Origin of the sequence: Aequorivita sp. KMM 9714 (genome assembly GCF_011065475.1) — a bacterium.
Taxonomy (GTDB): domain Bacteria; phylum Bacteroidota; class Bacteroidia; order Flavobacteriales; family Flavobacteriaceae; genus Aequorivita; species Aequorivita sinensis.
Genome location: NZ_JAAGRO010000001.1, coordinates 169,487 through 188,871, shown reverse-complemented (window position 1 = coordinate 188,871; position 19,385 = coordinate 169,487). Strand labels below are relative to the sequence as shown.

Below are 19,385 nucleotides of genomic sequence, written 5' to 3'. Positions count from 1 at the left end.
TATTTAAAGTATAAAAAACGCCCTGAAATTTCAGGGCGCGTATTTATGTTAGTTTTATATCAAACTGCGTTAGGCTTTTAAATTGTTGGATTCGTTCGTACACTTCTTTATTGGATAAATTCAATAATCTTTCTGGTCCAAACTTTTCTACACAAAATGAAGCTAATGCTGAGCCATTAATAACAGCATTTTTCATATTTGAATAGCTATAATCTCCTGTTTTTGCTAAATATCCTGTAAACCCTCCTGCAAATGTATCACCAGCTCCGGTTGGATCAAAAACTTCTTTCAATGGCATAGCTGGTGCAAAGAAAACATCGTCATCGCCAAATAGTAATGCGCCGTGTTCTCCTTTTTTAATTACTACGTAATCAGGCCCCATTTCCATTATTTTATGAGCTGCTTTTACAAGCGAATATTCTCCTGAAAGTTGTCTTGCCTCTTCATCATTAATTGTAATTACATCAACCTTAGCAATTACTTTCATTAAATCCTCTAGTGCACTGTCCATCCAGAAGTTCATTGTGTCTAACACTATCAATTTAGGGTCGTTCATTTGTTCAATAACACCTAATTGGACGAGAGGATGAAGATTTCCTAACATAACTACTTCAGCATCTCTATAATCTTGAGGAACTTTAGGTTCAAAATCAGCTAAAACATTAAGATCTGTAATCAATGTATCGCGAGTGTTCATATCGTTGTGATATTTTCCACTCCAAAAGAATGTTTTTCCTTCCTTTACAATTTCAAGTCCAGAAAGGTTCATCCCTTTTTCTTTCAGCATCTCTAAGTTTTCTTCAGGAAAATCACCTCCTACTATAGAAACGATTGCACCATCAGTTTTAAACTGCGAAGCTGCTAATCCGATATAAGTGGCAGCGCCTCCGAGAATTTTTCCGGTTTTCCCGAAAGGAGTTTCAATGGCGTCAAAGGCTACAGTACCTACAATTACAAGTTTACTCATAGTTTTATGCTGAACAGTTTAAGTTTATTTAATCATTTCTTAACCTGAAAACCATAACTTGAAGGCCTCAAATTAAGAAGGTGCAAATTTAGTAATAAAATGCTGTATTATACACGTTTTTGAAATCAAACATATTCACAAGATAATTACAGGTTTTAATATCTTTGAGATACCCCATAATAAAGCTTTGCTATTTTTAAATTTCCTAGTAGACTGATAACGAGATTGAACAATGATTAACAAACGACTTCTTATTAAAAACTTACTCGCACATAACGATGAGAGTAGCTTCTATGATAAGAAACGAAAAATTGATCTTAGCAGTAAAGAAGGAAAAGCAAAATTCTTGAAACACATCTGTGCTTTAAGCAATAGTAATCCTGCAAATAATTCATTTATTGTTATAGGTGTAGAAGATGAAACTAACGAAATAAGAGGTGTCGACTTTTTTGATGATAGTAAAATTCAAAATCTTGTAAATGCGTATCTCACCAACCCTCCTTTAATTATTTACGAAAACGTTGCTTTTCCAAATTTAACCGACAAAGTTGTTGGGTTGGTAACCATTAGACCTCACGGAAAAATCACTTCGCTGCGAAAAAATATTTGGAAGTATTGGGGTGGAAGCATTTTTATGCGTGATGGCAGTATTTCAATGCCAAAAGATTTCGATATTGAGATTAAAGATGTGAACTCTGAAATCGTGAGATCTATAGAAAACGCAGCTAAAAACAATATTAAATTAACGCTTGATGGTGTTATCGATTTTATAAATAATCGACACAAAGACTTAGAAAGTCACTACAAAGTTTTTAAGGAACAGTTTGTGGTTTGTTGGGCAGGAACGCCAAAGAAGCTAAAAGATAAAACCTACTATTCTAGAGTTGATATTGAATTAATCAACGAACAAGTTCGACTTTTTTATTCTGCCTTAGATGAAATTAGCATCGACTTTACTGAGGATTATTTCAAGATTGTAGAATATGTACACTTAGGTTTGAATGAGCAGTTCAAATATTATCCTTTGGAAGAAGTTACCATTCATTTTTATGAAAATGGATCCTATAATATTGATACAGAACTAATTTTCGAGCCGCCTCAATTTAATAAGAAAACACTTTATCATATTTTTAACGCAAACAATGCGGTGTTGGAAAAAATAAAACACAACATTCCGCTAAACGATTCAGAAAAAAAAGATTTGCCTCTCCTTCCTTCAACATATCTCATTTGTTATTTAAACAATTTTGAAGATGCCAAACAAAAATTACAAGAAGCCAAGGAGGTTTTAAGAGATTATGATGTAAAAGCTTATCAACTTTCTAAAGAATCGTTGCGAATTTTAAGGAAGGTGAGTTATAATTAAAAGCACTTTTCGCCTAATTTTTATATCTTTAAACCACAATAATAAATTTTAATCCTATGGGCATATTCGATACTATCAAAGAAAAATTAAGCAATGAATTTATTGACATCATTGAGTGGTTGGATTATACAGATGATACCATATGTCATAGGTTTGAACGCTACCAAAACGAAATAAAAAACAACGCTAAACTCATCGTTCGAGAAGGGCAGACAGCTGTTTTTATCAATGAAGGCCAACTTGCAGATGTTTTTGAACCTGGCACATATACTTTAAACACTCAAAACCTTCCAATTTTAACTACCTTAAAAGGTTGGAAATATGGTTTTAATAGTCCGTTTAAGGCTGAAGTTTACTTCGTAAATACGCATCTTTTTACCGATGAAAAATGGGGGACCAAAAACCCGATTACACTAAGTGATGAGCGTTTTGGTTTGGTTGAAATTCGTGCCTTCGGAACTTATGCATTCAAGATTAACGATCCTGGGAAATTTATAATTGATATTGTTGGAACAGATAATAATTTCACCAATTTTGAAATTAACGAACACCTTAAAAGCTTAATCGCTACAAGATTTACAGATACTGTTGGGAAGGCTAATCTTCCTATTGAACTTTACGCAGCAAATACTACCGAACTTTCTGAAACCTGTAAAGAGGTTATGCAGCCTGAATTTAATAGTGTAGGTATTGCTTTAGAAAAATTCTACATCGAGAATGTTTCTATGCCGGAAGATCTGAAAAAGGAAATTTTTGAATACAGCCGAATCGATAAATTAGATCTTGATAAATTAACAAAATTCAAAACTGCAAAAGCTATTGAAGCTGCTGCTGCAAATGAAGGTGGAACAGCTGGTGCTGGTATGGGAATGGGAATGGGCTTTGTACTTGCGCAACAAATGGGTGGAATGATGAACCCACAAATGGGACAACAGCAAGTTCAACAACAGCAAGGCGGAGTAATGCCACCGCCAATGCCTACAGCAGTTCAATATTTCTATGCTTTAAATGGCGCACAAGCTGGCCCAGTGAGTATAGAGCAACTAAAAGGCTTGTTTGCTAATAGAACAATAAATAAAGACACCTTAATTTGGAAAGCAGGTTTGTCTGATTGGACAAAACTTCAAGAAGTGGAAGAGCTGAAATCCTTCTTAGGTGGAAATACACCTCCGCCTTTACCACCACAATAGGCTTCGATAATATTTTAAAAATGTTGCTTTATAACTTTTTTAAAATGGTTCCGAACCACAGCGTAATTTATGGAAGAAATTTCACCTAAAAAATCTGAACTTAAAAAGTCCTGTGTCAATTGTGGTGCAGAACTTATTTATGCACCTGGTACAACAGAACTTAAATGTGATTACTGCGGTTATACAGAAGAGATTAAACCTTCACAAAGTGAAATCGAAGAGTTAGAGCTTAAATCTTATTTAGAAAAGATGGGCTCTTTGAGTCACAGTGAAGAAATTACTATGCTTCATTGTAAGAACTGCGGGGCAAATCAACACATTGAAGAAAATTACAAATCTCTATCCTGTGTATATTGTGGTTCACCCTTAATTATAGAAGATGCTTATACTGAAGAGTGGATATTGCCGGGAGCAGTTCTGCCATTTCAAATAAACCAACAAAAGGCGCATCAAATTTTTAAAAACTGGGTAAACTCTCTCTGGTTTGCGCCGAATAATCTTAAAAAAGCAGCAATAGACCCGCAAAATACTAAAGGTTTATATGCTCCATTTTGGACATTCGATGCACAACTTTATGCAAATTATTCAGGACAAAGAGGCGAATATTATCACGTGAGTAAAACTGTAGGAAGCGGTAAAAACAAACGTACAGTTCAAGAAAGAAGAACACGATGGTATCCTGCTTCTGGAAGCGTTTCAGGCTTTGTAGATGACACATTAATAAAAGCTTCTAACCAAAAAAATGGAGTGATCCCACCTAAAATAGCACGATGGAATTTACAGCTTTTAAGACCTTTTGACAGTAGTTACTTATCAGGATTTATAACTGAAAAATATACTATTCCTTTGTTAGAGGGACACAAAGCGAGTAATGAAGTTGCTGAAAGCATAGCTCTAACATGGGCGAAAAGAGATATAGGAGGGGATACACAACAAGTTTCATCAATTGATGTAAAGCTAAGTGATGAAACCTTTAAACATATTTTATTGCCAGTTTATATCAGCACTTATAGATTCAAAGGGAAGCGATATAACTTTTATGTAAACGGACAAAGTGGAGTTATATCTGGAGACCGACCATATTCATTCTGGAAAATATTCTTCTTGGTATTATTTATAATTTTTGTAATAGCAATCATTATTTTATTTTCATCCTAATGAGAACAGTTGTAATAGGAGATATTCACGGAGGTTTAAAAGCTTTAAAACAATTGATTGAAAAAGCAAACCTTCCAAAAGACACGAAATATATATTTCTGGGTGATTATGTAGATGGCTGGAGTGAATCTGCAGAAGTTATTGAGTACTTAATAAATTTTTCTCAAGAAAATAAGTGTATCCTTTTAAGAGGAAACCACGATGAACTGCTTTATAATTATTTGAAAACAGGTGAAAAAAATTCAATGTGGCTAAATCAGGGTGGTGAAAGTACCGTTAAAAGCTATTCAGGTTTATCAAAAACTGAAAAAGGAATTCACATTCGTTTTCTTGAAAATCTCACTAATTATCATATCGATTCAGAAAACCGCCTTTTTCTCCATGCAGGATTTATGAATTTACACGGTCCTCAACACGAATATCACCCACATTTGGTGTATTGGGATAGAACTTTATGGGAAATGGCTTGTTCGTTAGATACTAGAATTCCCATGGACGACGATAGATATCCTAAGCGTTTAAAACTCTTTAAAGAAATATTTATAGGCCATACACCCGTAACTCGGGTGGGTTTTGATGTCCCAGCTAATTTCGCAAATGTATGGAATATCGATACTGGAGCTGCTTTTAAAGGAAAGTTGTCTATGCTTGATATAGATTCTAAGGAAATTTGGCAAAGCCAAGCTGTTCATTCTCTGTATCCTAAAGAATCAGGAAGGAATTAGCACTTCTTTATTACAAAATACATTTTACAGTTCTTATATTTGTATAAGTAGTTTCCCCAAAAATAAATATCATGGCACTTAAAAATATACGTCTCGAAGTAATGCAAACCATAGAAAAAGAAGTTGATAATTATATCGATCAATTTCTTATTCCTGTTGAAAAAATTTGGCAACCAACCGATCTTTTGCCAGATTTCCAGAAAGAGGATTATATGGATGAAGTAACTCAGATTCGTGAAGAAGCAAAAGAACTCGGATACGATTTTTGGATTGTATTAGTAGGTGATATGGTTACAGAAGAAGCATTGCCAACCTATGAAAGTTGGTTAATGGATATGGAGGGAGTAGATCAGCACGGTCGTAATGGATGGAGTAAATGGATTCGTCATTGGACAGGTGAAGAAAATCGACACGGAGATACATTAAATAAGTATTTGTATTTATCTGGAAGGGTAAATATGAGAGAAGTGGAGATAACAACACAGCATTTAATTAATGATGGTTTTGAAGTTGGTACTGGTCGAGATCCATATAGAAACTTTATTTATACAAGCTTTCAGGAGTTAGCAACCAATATTTCGCACAGCCGAGTGGGAAAAATCGCTAAGAAAAAAGGAAATAAATCACTAGCAAAAATGTGTACTCTAATTGCTGGAGATGAAATGCGTCATCATTTAGCTTATCGTCAATTCGTAAAAACTATTTTTGAATACGATGCTAGTGAAATGATGTTGGCATTTGCAGACATGATGCAGAAAAAAATTATAATGCCAGCCCAAAACCTCCGACAAAGTGGTGGAAAAATGGCTTCAGCTTTTGATGATTTTAGTAATGCTGCTCAACGATTAGGTGTTTATACAACATATGATTATATCGATATTCTTGAAAGATTGAATTCTCACTGGGAAATTTCTAAAATTTCAGGACTTACAGATGAAGCTGAAAAAGCTCGTGATTACCTTTTAAAATTACCTTCAAGAATGCTTCGAATTGCAGATCGAATTAAAATACCAGAAGACGCAAACCGTTTCAAATGGGTTGAGCCTAACGGAATTATATAATTATTAGTGATTTTAGAACATTAAAAAACCCCAAAGATTAATTAATCTTTGGGGTTTCTTTTATTTAATAAGACAAATGAATCTTCAGTTTGTCAAATTTTAAATATTACAAATCAAATTTAATACCCTGTGCTAATGGAAGCTCAGTTGTATAGTTGATTGTATTTGTTTGTCTGCGCATGTAGATTTTCCAAGCGTCACTTCCACTTTCGCGTCCGCCACCTGTTTCTTTTTCACCACCAAATGCACCACCAATCTCAGCACCTGAAGTACCAATGTTTACGTTAGCAATACCACAGTCTGATCCTTGAACAGATAAGAAGCGTTCAGCTTCACGTAAGTTATTAGTCATTATAGCAGATGAAAGTCCTTGCACAACTCCATTTTGAAGTTCGATAGCATTTTCAACATCACCACTATACTTCATCATATATAATACAGGTCCGAATGTTTCGTGTTGAACGATTTCGAAGTCGTTTTCTGCTTCAGCAATAGCTGGTTTTACATAGCATCCACTTTCGTATCCTTCACCTTCTAGAACGCCACCTTCAACGATAATTTTTCCGCCTTCTTCTACAACTTTTTCTAAAGCGTGTTGGTAATTCTTAACAGCATCTTTGTCGATAAGCGGTCCAACGTGATTTTTTTCATCTAGTGGGTTACCAATACGAAGTTGCTTATAAGCAGCAACAACAGCATCTTTTACTTTATCGTAAATACTTTCGTGAATAATTAATCTTCTTGTTGAAGTACAACGTTGTCCTGCAGTTCCAACAGCACCAAATACAGCACCAATTACAGTCATTTTAATATCTGCGTCTGGAGTAACAATAATTGCGTTGTTTCCACCAAGTTCAAGAAGTGATTTTCCTAAACGTGCTGCAACAGCTTGAGCAACTATTTTACCCATTCTAATAGAACCTGTAGCAGAAATTAAAGGAATACGCTTATCGTTAGTCATTAATTCACCAACTTTATAATCACCGTTGATTAAACAAGAAATACCTTCTGGCAAATTGTTGTCGGCAAATACCTTAGCAGCAATTTTTTGACAAGCAACACCAGTTAAAGGTGTTTTTTCTGATGGTTTCCAAACACAAACATCTCCACAAACCCAAGCTAATGCTGTATTCCAAGCCCAAACCGCAACTGGGAAGTTAAATGCAGAAATAATTCCTACAACTCCAAGTGGGTGGTATTGTTCGTACATTCTGTGCCCTGGACGTTCACTGTGCATTGTTAATCCGTGAAGTTGACGAGATAAACCAACTGCGAAATCGCAGATATCAATCATTTCTTGTACCTCACCTAGACCTTCTTGGTAGCTTTTTCCCATTTCATAAGAAACTAGCTTCCCTAGAGGCTCTTTCAATCTTCTTAATTCCTCACCAAATTGACGTACAATTTCTCCTCTTTGTGGTGCTGGCTTTACTCTCCATTCTTTAAAAGCTGAAGTAGCAGTTTCCATTACCTTTTCATAATCTCCTTTTGAAGATGTAGATACTTTTGCAATTACCTTTCCATCAACTGGTGAGTATGAAGTGATTTCTTCACCTTCAGAATACCATTTATTACCTGTAGAGGTACCAAGGTTTGTGTCTTTAATTCCTAATTGTTCCAATGCTTCTTCAATTCCGAAGCTAGTGGTTGTTGCTTGCATATATTTTTTATTTTTAATCTAAAATTTTACGAAGTGCAAAGGTACACAATGCACTGTAGAATGTAAAACGAAAGTGTATGTGATTGATAAGTAAGATGTTAATCTTGTGTGAAACGAGAATCAGCTTCCATTACAGTACCGCATTTATCGCAAGTGCGTAAATCTTCGTCGTTGTAGAAATGGTTAAAATGTTTTAAAAAATCAGTTTCGATATTATTCAATGGAAAATAAACTTCGTGTAACTTATTGTTGCAGTTATCACAGAACCATAGCAAACCATCTTTTCCTTCAAGATCGACGCGTTTTCTTTCAATAACTAATCCAATTGATCCTTTACTTCTACTAGGAGAATGGGGCACTTTTGCAGGATGCAGATACATATCACCTGGTCCTAAGTCCATTATTTTTTTCTCTCCATCTTCCTGAATTGCAACCTGAATATTTCCTTCTAACTGATAAAATAGTTCTTCGGTTTCGTTGTAATGATAATCTTTACGAGCATTAGGTCCAGCAACGATCATTACGATATAGTCGTCAGACTCTACGTATAAATTTTTATTGCCAACAGGAGGTTTAAGCAACTCTCGATTTTCTTCTACCCACTTATTTAAATTAAACGGTTTTTTGATTGCCATAACCTTACTTTTTATGTTATAGAGTAAAATTACGGCAATTTAAGGGAATAGAAAAGGGATGTAGAACTACTTTTTATAAAACATCTGTGTAAAGTAATTACGATTATTATCGCTTTTTAATACACCAAATCCAGTATGAGTAAAATCACCTTCAATTATTACTTTGTGACTTTCACTGTTTAACCACGCATTTACAACACCTTCTGCAGTATCATAGCCATATCCAACTATTTCACTTACAGTTTTAGCTTTTTGATAATATTTTATGGCATCTGAACGATACCCAAAATTATCGTGATTTAATTCATTAACATCAATCATGTACAATGAGTGATCTACAGCAAGAGCAGATGAGTATTGGTTGTCTAACTGAAGTGTGTTTAACCCTAAAGAGTCTCGATGAATGTTAATGATTTCTAAGATTCGAGAGGACAACTCACTATTGTTTTTTTTAACAAGCTCTAAGTCTATTTCGTACTTATCTTGTTGATCATTAATTGAATTGTCTTTTGAGCAGGAAGTTAAAACAAGGCATAGGAATGCCATGAGGAGGCTTTGTTTTATTCTAATCATTATTGTGGGGATATAAGATTTTTTTCAAAAGTAAAAATATTATTGAACCTGCAATAGATTTATTGAAAAAAAGTTTAAAAAAGGGTAAATTTGATGAGAATACTATAGTTAAATTAAGGATAAATTAGTATTATTATTATAAACAATGTCTGAAATGATAAACTCCATATTATGAATAAAGTGTTATTACCTCTATTGTGCTTTCTATTATTAAGCTGCAAAAACCCCAATAAACACAGTGCTGAGGCTTTAAAAGTTCAGGAAATTCTAGGTAGTAAAGAAGATGTTTTTGGGATTGTAATTCACGGTGGCGCCGGAACTATCTTAAAAGAAAATATGAGTGATTCGTTAGAAGCTGCTTATAAAGAGAAGCTAAAGGAAGCAATTTCTATCGGACATGAAATCCTTAAAAATGGGGGTACTTCTTTGGAGGCTGTTACAAAAACTATTAACGTATTGGAAGATTCCCCACTTTTCAACGCAGGAAAAGGATCTGTTTTTACTCATGATGCAACAAATGAGCTCGACGCTTCTATAATGGACGGTGTAACTCTAAACGCAGGTGCGGTAGCGGGAGTAAAACACATAAAGAACCCAATAGATTTAGCGAAAGATGTAATGCAAAAAAGCGAACACGTTATGCTATACGGCGCAGGTGCTGAAGAATTTGCTCAATCTTTAGGTTATAAAATGATGGATACAACTTATTTCTATACAAAAAGTAGATACGAATCATTACAAAGGGTTATGGAAAAAGAAAAAACTAAAAACACTGGAAAAATTTCCTTTGAAGATTCATACATAAAGAATTCAAAATTCGGTACTGTTGGTTGTGCAGCACTAGACAAACACGGAAATCTCGCTTCGGGAACATCTACGGGAGGAATGACAAACAAACGCTGGAATCGAATTGGTGATGCCCCAATAATTGGAGCAGGAACGTATGCCAACAATGCAACATGTGCTGTTTCTTCAACTGGATGGGGGGAATTTTTTATTCGTTCGGTTGTGGCTTATGATATTTCGGCCTTGATGGAATACAAAGGATTGAGTTTACAAGATGCTGCAAAAGAGGTTATTCATAAAAAAGTGTCTGCACTTGGAGGAGATGGTGGCATTGTTGCAATTGATAAAGACGGAAATGTAGCAATGGAGTTTAATACAGCCGGAATGTACCGAGCATCAATGAATTCTGAAGGGGAATTAGTTATAGGTATCTACAAAGAAAATTAATAGCTTAAAAAAGTTACTTGATTTCAAGATTTTTTGGAAAGTCAATTGGAAGCCTACTGATTTTCAGTTACATTTAAATGTTTCAATACCAATCCTATGAAAATCTTCAATCGCCTGCTTATTTTTTCTGTAATTCTTCTCGTTTTTTCCTGTAAAGACAAGAACAAACACGCCGAAACAGACAATCTTTTTAAATTTAAGGATTATATTTCCTATAACACTTACGGAAATCAATCTGTTACAACGGCTATTCGCGTTGAGCTTACGAAATCATTGGAGCAATTTGAGATGACACAGGAACTTTCTGCTGATGATTACTTAAGTATTTCTCCAAAAACAAAAGGAAAACTGGTAGTTGAAAACGGCAAAACCCTAATATTTCAACCTTCAGAATACTTAAAACCAGACACCGAATACACTGTAACGGTAAAGCTGAATAAGTTATACGAAGACATTGCTAAAGACTTCAAAACATATACCTTCAGTTTTAATACAATCACGCCAAATTTTAAAGTTGACATCGGCAATCTTCAAAGTTACAGCAAACAATGGCAATACGTTGAAGCATCTGTGGAAGCCTCAGATGTAATTTCTTTAGAAAAAGCCAAGCAATTGGTTTCAGTTTCACATGAAGGCAAAAAGCTAAATTTGAAATGGCCGGCAGAAACGACAGAAGCTCGTTATTTCAACTTTACAATCGATAGCATTAGCCGTAAAATGAACGATTCTGAAATCCTAATAAAATGGGACGGCAAGTCTATAGGCGCAGAAAACAAAGGCGAAAACAAATTTAAAATTCCGGGCCAAAATAACTTTACAATAGTTGATATAAGTAGCACTGTGGGCCCTTCGGCATTATTGAGCATTAACTTTTCCGATCCATTGATGGAAAATCAAGATTTTGCAGGATTGGTAACAATTGAAAACACTAGTAGCTTGCGTTATGAAGTTGATGGCAACGTACTAAATGTTTATCCTCCGAACAGAGTAGTTGGAGAGGTAAAAGTGACCGTTTTTTCGGGAATTAAAAATTCTGAAGGTTTTGGTTTAAAGAAAGAGTTTACAGAGTTGGTTTCATTTGAACAGCTAAAACCCGCCGTGCGAATGATTTCAAAAGGTGTGATTCTTCCAAACTCTGCTTCTACGCCTGTTTATTTTGAAGCTGTGAATCTTTCAAAAGTAGATGTTCGCATTATTAAAATTTACGAAAATAATGTCTTGCAATTTCTTCAAAGCTATAATTTGAACGACATTAATACATACGATATTCGACGAGTTGGTAGGCGAATTGCCAAAAAGACTATCGATTTAAAAAATGATGACTTGGCAAGTAATGGAAGCTGGAAAGCCTACGCAATTAATCTTTCGGAATATTTTAAAGCAGATCCTGGTGCTATTTATCAACTTGAAATCAGCTTTAAAAAAGACTATATAATTTATGATTGCGCCGAGAATACAGCAAATGAAGATGATAGTAACGAAAGCTACGAAGAAGACCCATATTATGCATTCGATCCCTCTGAAGATGAAGATATTCGCGAAGAGCGATATTGGGATAACGAAATTTACCGTTGGAGAAAATACACCTATAATTGGCGAGAGAGAGACAATCCTTGCCACCCTGCTTATTTCAACGAAGATCGCTTAGTGACGGCAAATATTTTGGGTTCCGATTTAGGATTAATTGTAAAAAAAGGAAACAATAGATCCTATCAATTTATTACTACAAATCTACTATCAGCAAAACCAGAAAGTGGGGTGAAAATTAAACTTTTCAATTATCAGCAACAACTAATTGAAACGGTTACTTCAGATGGTGACGGAATGGCTCTTTACGACAGTTCCAAGAATGCAGCTTTTGCAGTCGCACAAAAAGGGAGCAATTTTGCCTACATAAAACTTGAAGATGGAAACGCCCTTTCAATGAGCAATTTTGATATTTCTGGGAAGGAGCTTCAAAAAGGCCTAAAAGGTTACACCTATACCGAACGCGGTGTTTATCGTCCTGGCGATAGTATTCACTTAACATTTGTGCTAAACGACAATGCAAATCCACTTCCAAAAAACCATCCTGTAACGCTTTCTGTTACCGATGCTAGAGGAAAGTTAGTTCAAAGAACGGTTTTGAATAGTAGTTCAAGTTTATCAACTTCTGGAGGAGTTGCCGAAGGCGGAGGGGATCTAGGAGCAAGAGGACTAGAGTCTTTTTACTATTTCCCAATCGCCACAGATGCTTCGGCACCCACAGGAAATTGGAATGCAACTATTAATGTTGGTGGCGCACAATTTTCGCATACTTTAAAAGTAGCAACCATAAAGCCAAACCGTTTAAAACTCAAACTCGATTTTGAAGATGAGGTTCTCGATGCTACAAAACCTGTAAAAGGTACGGCAAGTGCAATGTGGCTTCACGGTTCACCTGCTCGAAATTTAAAAATAGATATGGCTGCCACGCTACGTTCGAGCAACACAGCTTTCCCGAAGTTTCCAAAATATCATTTTATAGATCCGGTTCGCGATTTTGATGAGGTTGAAATCCCAGTTTTAGATGGGCAACTCTCTTCGGAAGGAGCTATTTCTTTTAGCCAAAAGATGGAAGTTGGAAAAAACGCACCGGGAATGTTGAAAGCTACGTTTTTAACCAAAGTATACGAAGGTGGCGGCGATTTTTCAATGGATATTTTTTCGAAAGATTTTGCACCTTTTTCACATTTTGTAGGGTTAAAATCGCCCGAAGCAGGTCGTTACGGCTCTTATTTTACAGATGAAAACACAACTTTCGATGTTGTTTCTGTAGATGCTCAAGGCCAAGCTGCCGCCAATAGGGAGCTACAAGTGAAAGTATTTCAAATTGAATGGCGTTGGTGGTGGAACCGAGGAAGAGACAACCTTTCAACCTATGAAAACTCCACTGTTCACAGACCAGTAAAAGATTTCATCTTAAAAACCGATGGCAGCGGGAAGGGAAAATTCACCGTAAATATTCCCGAAGAAGAAAGCGGACGTTATTTAATTCGCGTTATCGATAAGCAATCTGGTCACGCAACGGGGCGTATCACTTATTTCTACAGAAATTGGTCGCAACGCCCAAGCGATGGAGATGCCGAAAGTGCAAAAATGTTGGTTTTTTCAGCAGATAAAGATAAGTATAATGTAGGTGAAGAAGCTTTTATTACATTCCCTTCGGGTAGCGACGGACGTGCATTAATTAGTATTGAAAATGGCACAGAAGTTTTAGAAACCCATTGGATTGAGACCAAAAAAGGAGAAACCAAAGCAGGGATAAAAATCACTAAGGAAATGGCACCGAATATTTATGTGAATATTTCACTACTGCAGCCACACAATCAAACTAAGAATGATTTACCAATGAGGCTTTACGGCGTTATTCCGTTATTAGTAGAAGACCCTTCAACCGTTTTGCAACCGAAAATCTCGATGCCGAATGTGCTGAAACCTGAAAAAAATTTCACCGTAAAAGTTTCAGAAGAAAAAGGCAAGCCAATGACTTATACTTTGGCTGTTGTTGATGAAGGATTACTAGATTTAACACGCTTTACTACACCTAATATACACGAAGCTTTTTACAGTCGCGAAGCTTTAGGCGTGAAGACTTTTGATATGTTCGATTACGTAATTGGCGCTTATTCGGGTAGTGTGGATAATATTTATGCAATCGGTGGTGGCGATGCTGCATTGGGTGCAAAAAATAGAAAAGCGGACAGATTCAAACCTGTTGTAAAATACCTCGGCCCGTTTGAACTTGCCGCTGGTAAAACCGCATCGCACAATATAATGATGCCAAATTATGTAGGTTCGGTGCGCACAATGGTAATTGCGGGCGACAAAACCAAAAGCGCCTACGGCAGTGTTGACAATACAACGCCTGTCCGTACACCTCTAATGGTACTTGCTTCACTTCCGCGGAAATTATCACCTGGAGAAACCGTTACGCTTCCAGTGACCGTTTTCGCCATGGAAAATAAAGTAAAAACCGCCACGATTACAGTAAAAACTGGCGATGCTTTGAAACCGATAAATGGAACTTCAAAAACTGTTACTTTCAACGGGCCGGGAGAACAAATTGTAAATTTTGAATTCGATGTTTCGACTCCGCTCAACACAGGCGTTTCGACTGCGCTCAATGTGACAGATGCGGTTCAAACTATAGAAGTAACCGCTTCGGGCAACGGTGAGAAAGCGAGCTACAAAGTTGAGATTGATGTGGAGAACCCAAACCCGATTTCACAAAAATCTACGCAATACACAATTTCAGAAAATGGTGCGCAAACCATAAATTTTGAAACTTTCGGCGTGCCCGGAAGCAATGCCGCGACGCTTGAATTTTCAACCTTGCCACCGATGGATTTTGGCAAACGAATGGAGTTTTTAATCAACTATCCTTTCGGATGTTTAGAGCAGACTACTTCTGCCGCATTTCCGCAATTGTATTTGGCAGATGTTTTCGATATTCCATTCGACAGAAAACAAAAAATCGAAAAAAATGTAAAAGCAACAATAGAGCGTTTAGGTAGATTTCAACTTTCCAACGGCGGACTTTCTTATTGGCCCGGTGAGCGCGAAGCAGATGAATGGAGTACAACTTATGCGGGGCATTTTATGCTAGAAGCTAAGCAAAAAGGATATGCCTTGCCGATAAGTTTTATGAGTTATTGGTTGTTGTATCAACAAAACATGGCGCGCCAATGGCGAAATAGTTATGCGGTGTACAATTCAAGTTTAACGCAGGCTTACAGGCTTTACACTTTGGCATTGGCTGGAAAACCTGAATTGGCTGCAATGAATAGACTTCGCGAAAGCAAAGAATTGAGCAATGACGCTAAATGGCGACTGGCTGCAGCTTATTCTTTGGCTGGAAAGAAAAACGTTGCCGAGCAAATTGCACAAACGGCAAATATTAATTTTGTCCCTCAAAAATCTGACTATTACACCTACGGTTCTCCGTTCAGAAATCGCGTAATGGCTTTGGAAACTATGGTTTTATTAGGGAATCCAAAACAACGTGAAATGGCGATTTCGGTAGCGAAAGACCTTTCATCCGGAAGTTGGTATAGCACACAAGAAACATCGTATGCCTTGATGACGATGGCAAAAATGGTTGAAAAAAACGGCGGAAAAGCCATGGAACTCACGTTTACTAACAGCGGGAAATCTGTTGAAGTGAAAACCGACCGGGCTATTGCCCAGCGAGATCTTTCGTTTGTAATGGGAAGTAATTCCGTTTCAGTAACCAATAAAAAAGGAAATATTGTTTACGTTACGCTTTCGCAACAAGGAAAGCTTCCACTAGGAAAAGAACTTGCCGAAAGACGTAATCTCTCCATAAAATCTGAATACTTAGGAGGTGATGGAAAACCAATCGACGTTACGAAATTGCGACAAGGAACCGAAATAATTGCCAAAGTAAGTGTTACCAATACTTCGGGAGATTGGATTAATAATGTGGCCTTAACGAAAATCTTTCCAAGTGGTTGGGAAGTTGTAAACACAAGTTTTTCAGAATTGGGAGGTGGCGCAACTGGAAACGCTCGTTACACCGACATTCGTGACGACCGCGTGAATTTCTTCTTTGACTTAAATAGAAATGAAACGAAAATTTTCACGGTAAAACTGAATGCTTCCTTTTTAGGAACGTATTATTTGCCGGGAACACAGGTTGAGGCTATGTATGACAATTCGTATTATGCACGGAACAAAGGGATGTGGGTGACTGTTGAGTTGTGATTTGTTCCTAATGCCAATGAAATATAACTGTGTCACGCTGAGCCTGTCGAAGCAGTCGTGGGTCTTCAACAAGCTCCGACTAAAATCGTTCTGCAAAATTTAAATTGAAATAAATTTGTCACGCTGAGCCTGTCGAAGCGTTTTATGATTAATTAAAATATATGAAATTCTATTTCACATATATCCTTCAATGCTCCGATAATTCCTATTACACAGGAATGACAAATGATTTAGAACGCAGACTTGTGCAGCATAATGAAGGAATAAAAAAAGATTGCTATACTTTTAAAAGGAGACCAGTAGTGCTAAAATGGCACTTACAATGTACAAATCCAACGGAAGCAATAAGGATTGAAAAACAGATAAAAGGTTGGTCACGAAGAAAGAAAACTGCATTGATTGAAGAGAATTGGCAAGATTTAATAGAATTTTCAAAAAATTATACTGAATACGGGCATCCTGATAAGAGAAACCCGTCTTCGACAGGCTCAGACTGACATTCGAAAACCTCATAATAAATTGAAATATAAATGTCAGTCTGAGCTTGTCGAAGCGCAACACACGAGTCTTCGACAAGCTCAGACTGACATTTGTCTACATAATTGATTTTAGGAATTAAAATTGAAAAGAACAACTTTAAAAAAGCATTTTAAAACCCACAAAATAAAACTCAGCATCGCGTTAGTTTTATTCGTGGTTTGGCTCTTCTGCCTTCCCTCGCCATTATTTGAGGTTCCCACCGCAACCGTTGCCGAAAGCAGCAGCGGGCAAATGCTGGGCGCACGAATTGCAGACGATGGGCAATGGCGATTTCCGCAAATGGATTCGGTGCCGGAACGGTTTGAAAAATGTATTCTTTACTTTGAAGATGAGCATTTTTACTGGCATCCCGGTTTTAATCCGGTTTCTATTTCAAAAGCACTTTATAACAATCTTACTACCGATTCCCGTCGCGGTGGGAGTACAATTACTCAACAAGTAATCCGTCTTTCCCGACAAAATAAAGGACGAACTTATTTTGAAAAATTAATTGAAATCTTTCAAGCCACGCGTTTGGAAGCAGGTTTTAAAAAGAAATCGATTCTGAATTTATATGCTTCGTATGCGCCTTTTGGCGGAAACGTAGTTGGATTAGAAACTGCGTCCTGGCGCTATTTCGGGATTCCTGCAAGCGAATTGAGCTGGGGGCAATCCGCGGCTTTGGCGGTGCTTCCGAATGCGCCATCCCTTATTTTTCCCGGGAAAAACGAAGAGATTTTAAAGAAAAAAAGAGATGCTTTATTATTAAAACTTTTCAAAAAAGGAGTGATTGATGAAACCACGTATCAATTGGCATTGGACGAAAAACTACCTGGAAAGCCGATGCCGTTGCCCGAATTTGCATCGCATTTAACTGAGAAAATTCGAAAAGAGCATCCAGGAAGACGAATTGAAACAACCATTGATTTTTCACTTCAGCAAAAGCTAAATAATATTGTAAAAGAGCATCATTTTTTGTTGAGTCAGAATCAAATTCAAAATGTTGCTGTTTTGGTGATGGATGTGAATACACGTGAAGTTTTGGGCTATGTGGGCAATTCACCAACTACAAAAGAACACAATAATTATGTAGATGTTATTGAAAAACCACGAAGCACGGGTAGTATTTTAAAACCATTTCTATTTGCTTCAATGCTAGATGCTGGTGAGATTCTTTCGAATACTTTAGTGGCCGATGTTCCTACTTCAGTGAATGGATATACACCTGAAAATTTCGACAAGCAATTTAACGGGGCTGTTCCAGCGAGCGTCGCACTTTCACGCTCCTTAAATATTCCTTCAGTTAGAATGTTACGCGATTACGGATTGCATCGATTTTATAATATTCTAGGAAAAATGAATCAAAAGTCTGTAAATAAATCTGCTGATTATTATGGTTTGTCTATGATTTTAGGCGGTGCAGAAAGCAGTTTGTGGGATATTACAAAAGCGTATGCAGGAATGGCTTCAACCTTAAATTTCTTTAACACTTCTTCCAGCGAATACCGAAAAAATGAATTTGTGGAACCCGTTTATGTGAAAAATCACAAGGAAATTGACTTCGGAAAAATTCAGCAAAATCCGTCGGTTTGGAATGCTGGAGCAATTTATGAAACCTTCGATGCAATGCAAAAAGTGAACCGCCCCAGCGGTGAAGAAAACTGGGAGTTTTTTACAAGCAGTCAGCCGCTGGCTTGGAAAACAGGAACGAGTTACGGTTTTAAAGATGCCTGGGCTGTTGGGGTTACCCCAAAATATGCAATAGGCGTTTGGGTTGGAAATGCCGACGGCGAAGGGCGTCCAGGTTTAACGGGAATTCAAGCTGCGGCTCCCATTTTGTTCGATGTTTTGAATGTTTTGTCACAAAGCGGTTGGTTTAGTATTCCGTATGACGAATTAGTTGAGGTTGAAATTTGTTCAAAAAGCGGTCATCTCGTTGGACTTTTTTGTGACGAAATAAAGAAGGAATGGATTTCGAAAAACGGTGCGAGAACCGAGGCTTGTCCGTATCATCAAACTGTTTTCTTGAATACTTCAGAAAGTTATAGAGTAAACTCTTCGTGTTATTCCCTTTCAGAAATGGTTCAAAAGAATTGGTTTGTGCTACCGCCGGTTATGGAATATTTTTACGCGTCCCTTCATCCAGAATACCATCCTTTGCCGCCTTTTGCGCCTAATTGTAGACAGGATGGTGAAAAGTTGATGGCTTTTATATATCCGAAGAAAAATGAAACAGTGTTACTTCCGAAGAACTTTGATGAAAATATAAACGAAGTAATTTTTAAACTTGCGCACCGATCATCAGAAAATATAGTTTATTGGTATTTAGATTCAAAATATATCGGGAAAACGGAAACGTTTCACGAGTTGGCTATTTCCCCAAAACCAGGAAATTATATTCTAACAGTTGTAGATAGCGAGGGGAATGAGTTGAAAGAGGGGGTCCAAATTAAAACACTTCAATAAATAAAAAAAGGACTTAAGACAATAGGACTTAAGACGTAGGACAAAATGGATTTACATTAATAAAACCTTTTTGAAATCTACGCTGTC

The 19,385-nt window shown here is 36.8% G+C and carries 13 protein-coding genes; 9 read left to right on the top strand and 4 right to left on the bottom strand.

Features of this window, described 5'->3' with window-relative positions; translation table 11 throughout:
* Positions 1-43: 43 nt before the first annotated feature.
* On the bottom strand, positions 44-967 hold the full coding sequence (locus tag G3A46_RS00875; RefSeq protein WP_165144958.1) for a PfkB family carbohydrate kinase: 924 nt from the start codon (positions 965-967) through the stop codon (positions 44-46).
* Positions 968-1,199: 232 nt separating this feature from the next.
* Between G3A46_RS00875 and G3A46_RS00870 the strand changes: the two genes are divergently transcribed.
* The 5 genes from G3A46_RS00870 to G3A46_RS00850 all read left to right on the top strand — a co-directional run bounded on the left by G3A46_RS00870 (position 1,200) and on the right by G3A46_RS00850 (position 6,467).
* Positions 1,200-2,333 (top strand): ATP-binding protein, encoded by a 1,134-nt coding sequence (locus tag G3A46_RS00870; protein ID WP_165144955.1) that lies wholly within the window; start codon positions 1,200-1,202, stop codon positions 2,331-2,333.
* Between the two features lie 56 nt (positions 2,334-2,389).
* Positions 2,390-3,523 (top strand): SPFH domain-containing protein, encoded by a 1,134-nt coding sequence (locus G3A46_RS00865; protein ID WP_165144952.1) that lies wholly within the window; start codon positions 2,390-2,392, stop codon positions 3,521-3,523.
* 69 nt (positions 3,524-3,592) lie between these two features.
* The gene (locus G3A46_RS00860; protein WP_165144949.1) at positions 3,593-4,681 is read left to right on the top strand and encodes a DNA helicase PriA; all 1,089 of its coding nucleotides are present in this window, start codon (positions 3,593-3,595) and stop codon (positions 4,679-4,681) included.
* Entirely contained in the window at positions 4,681-5,406 is a 726-nt protein-coding gene (locus G3A46_RS00855) for a metallophosphoesterase family protein (RefSeq protein ID WP_165144930.1), read from the top strand. Before G3A46_RS00860 ends, G3A46_RS00855 begins: the two co-directional genes overlap by 1 nt.
* Before the next feature lie 71 nt (positions 5,407-5,477).
* The gene (locus tag G3A46_RS00850; RefSeq protein ID WP_139853992.1) at positions 5,478-6,467 is read left to right on the top strand and encodes an acyl-ACP desaturase; all 990 of its coding nucleotides are present in this window, start codon (positions 5,478-5,480) and stop codon (positions 6,465-6,467) included.
* Between the two features lie 106 nt (positions 6,468-6,573).
* Here G3A46_RS00850 and G3A46_RS00845 read toward each other — a convergent pair whose 3' ends face one another.
* The 3 genes from G3A46_RS00845 to G3A46_RS00835 all read right to left on the bottom strand — a co-directional run bounded on the left by G3A46_RS00845 (position 6,574) and on the right by G3A46_RS00835 (position 9,308).
* Positions 6,574-8,127 (bottom strand): aldehyde dehydrogenase family protein, encoded by a 1,554-nt coding sequence (locus G3A46_RS00845; RefSeq protein WP_165144927.1) that lies wholly within the window; start codon positions 8,125-8,127, stop codon positions 6,574-6,576.
* Between the two features lie 98 nt (positions 8,128-8,225).
* A complete protein-coding gene (locus G3A46_RS00840; RefSeq protein ID WP_165144924.1) occupies positions 8,226-8,762 on the bottom strand; it encodes a 3-hydroxyanthranilate 3,4-dioxygenase in 537 nt (178 codons plus the stop codon).
* 66 nt (positions 8,763-8,828) lie between these two features.
* Positions 8,829-9,308, bottom strand: coding sequence for a CAP domain-containing protein (locus tag G3A46_RS00835; RefSeq protein WP_165144921.1), 480 nt, complete (start codon positions 9,306-9,308; stop codon positions 8,829-8,831).
* Positions 9,309-9,506: 198 nt separating this feature from the next.
* Between G3A46_RS00835 and G3A46_RS00830 the strand changes: the two genes are divergently transcribed.
* From G3A46_RS00830 to pbpC, 4 genes are all read left to right on the top strand, one after another.
* Positions 9,507-10,568 carry an isoaspartyl peptidase/L-asparaginase gene (locus G3A46_RS00830; RefSeq protein ID WP_165144918.1) on the top strand — a complete coding sequence of 354 codons (1,062 nt, stop codon included), beginning with the start codon at positions 9,507-9,509 and terminating at the stop codon, positions 10,566-10,568.
* A 96-nt stretch (positions 10,569-10,664) separates the two neighbouring features.
* Positions 10,665-16,313 carry an MG2 domain-containing protein gene (locus G3A46_RS00825; RefSeq protein ID WP_165144915.1) on the top strand — a complete coding sequence of 1,883 codons (5,649 nt, stop codon included), beginning with the start codon at positions 10,665-10,667 and terminating at the stop codon, positions 16,311-16,313.
* Positions 16,314-16,474: 161 nt separating this feature from the next.
* Positions 16,475-16,810, top strand: coding sequence for a GIY-YIG nuclease family protein (locus G3A46_RS00820; RefSeq protein ID WP_165144912.1), 336 nt, complete (start codon positions 16,475-16,477; stop codon positions 16,808-16,810).
* 124 nt (positions 16,811-16,934) lie between these two features.
* The gene (pbpC, locus tag G3A46_RS00815; RefSeq protein ID WP_165144909.1) at positions 16,935-19,298 is read left to right on the top strand and encodes a penicillin-binding protein 1C; all 2,364 of its coding nucleotides are present in this window, start codon (positions 16,935-16,937) and stop codon (positions 19,296-19,298) included.
* Positions 19,299-19,385: the final 87 nt, after the last annotated feature.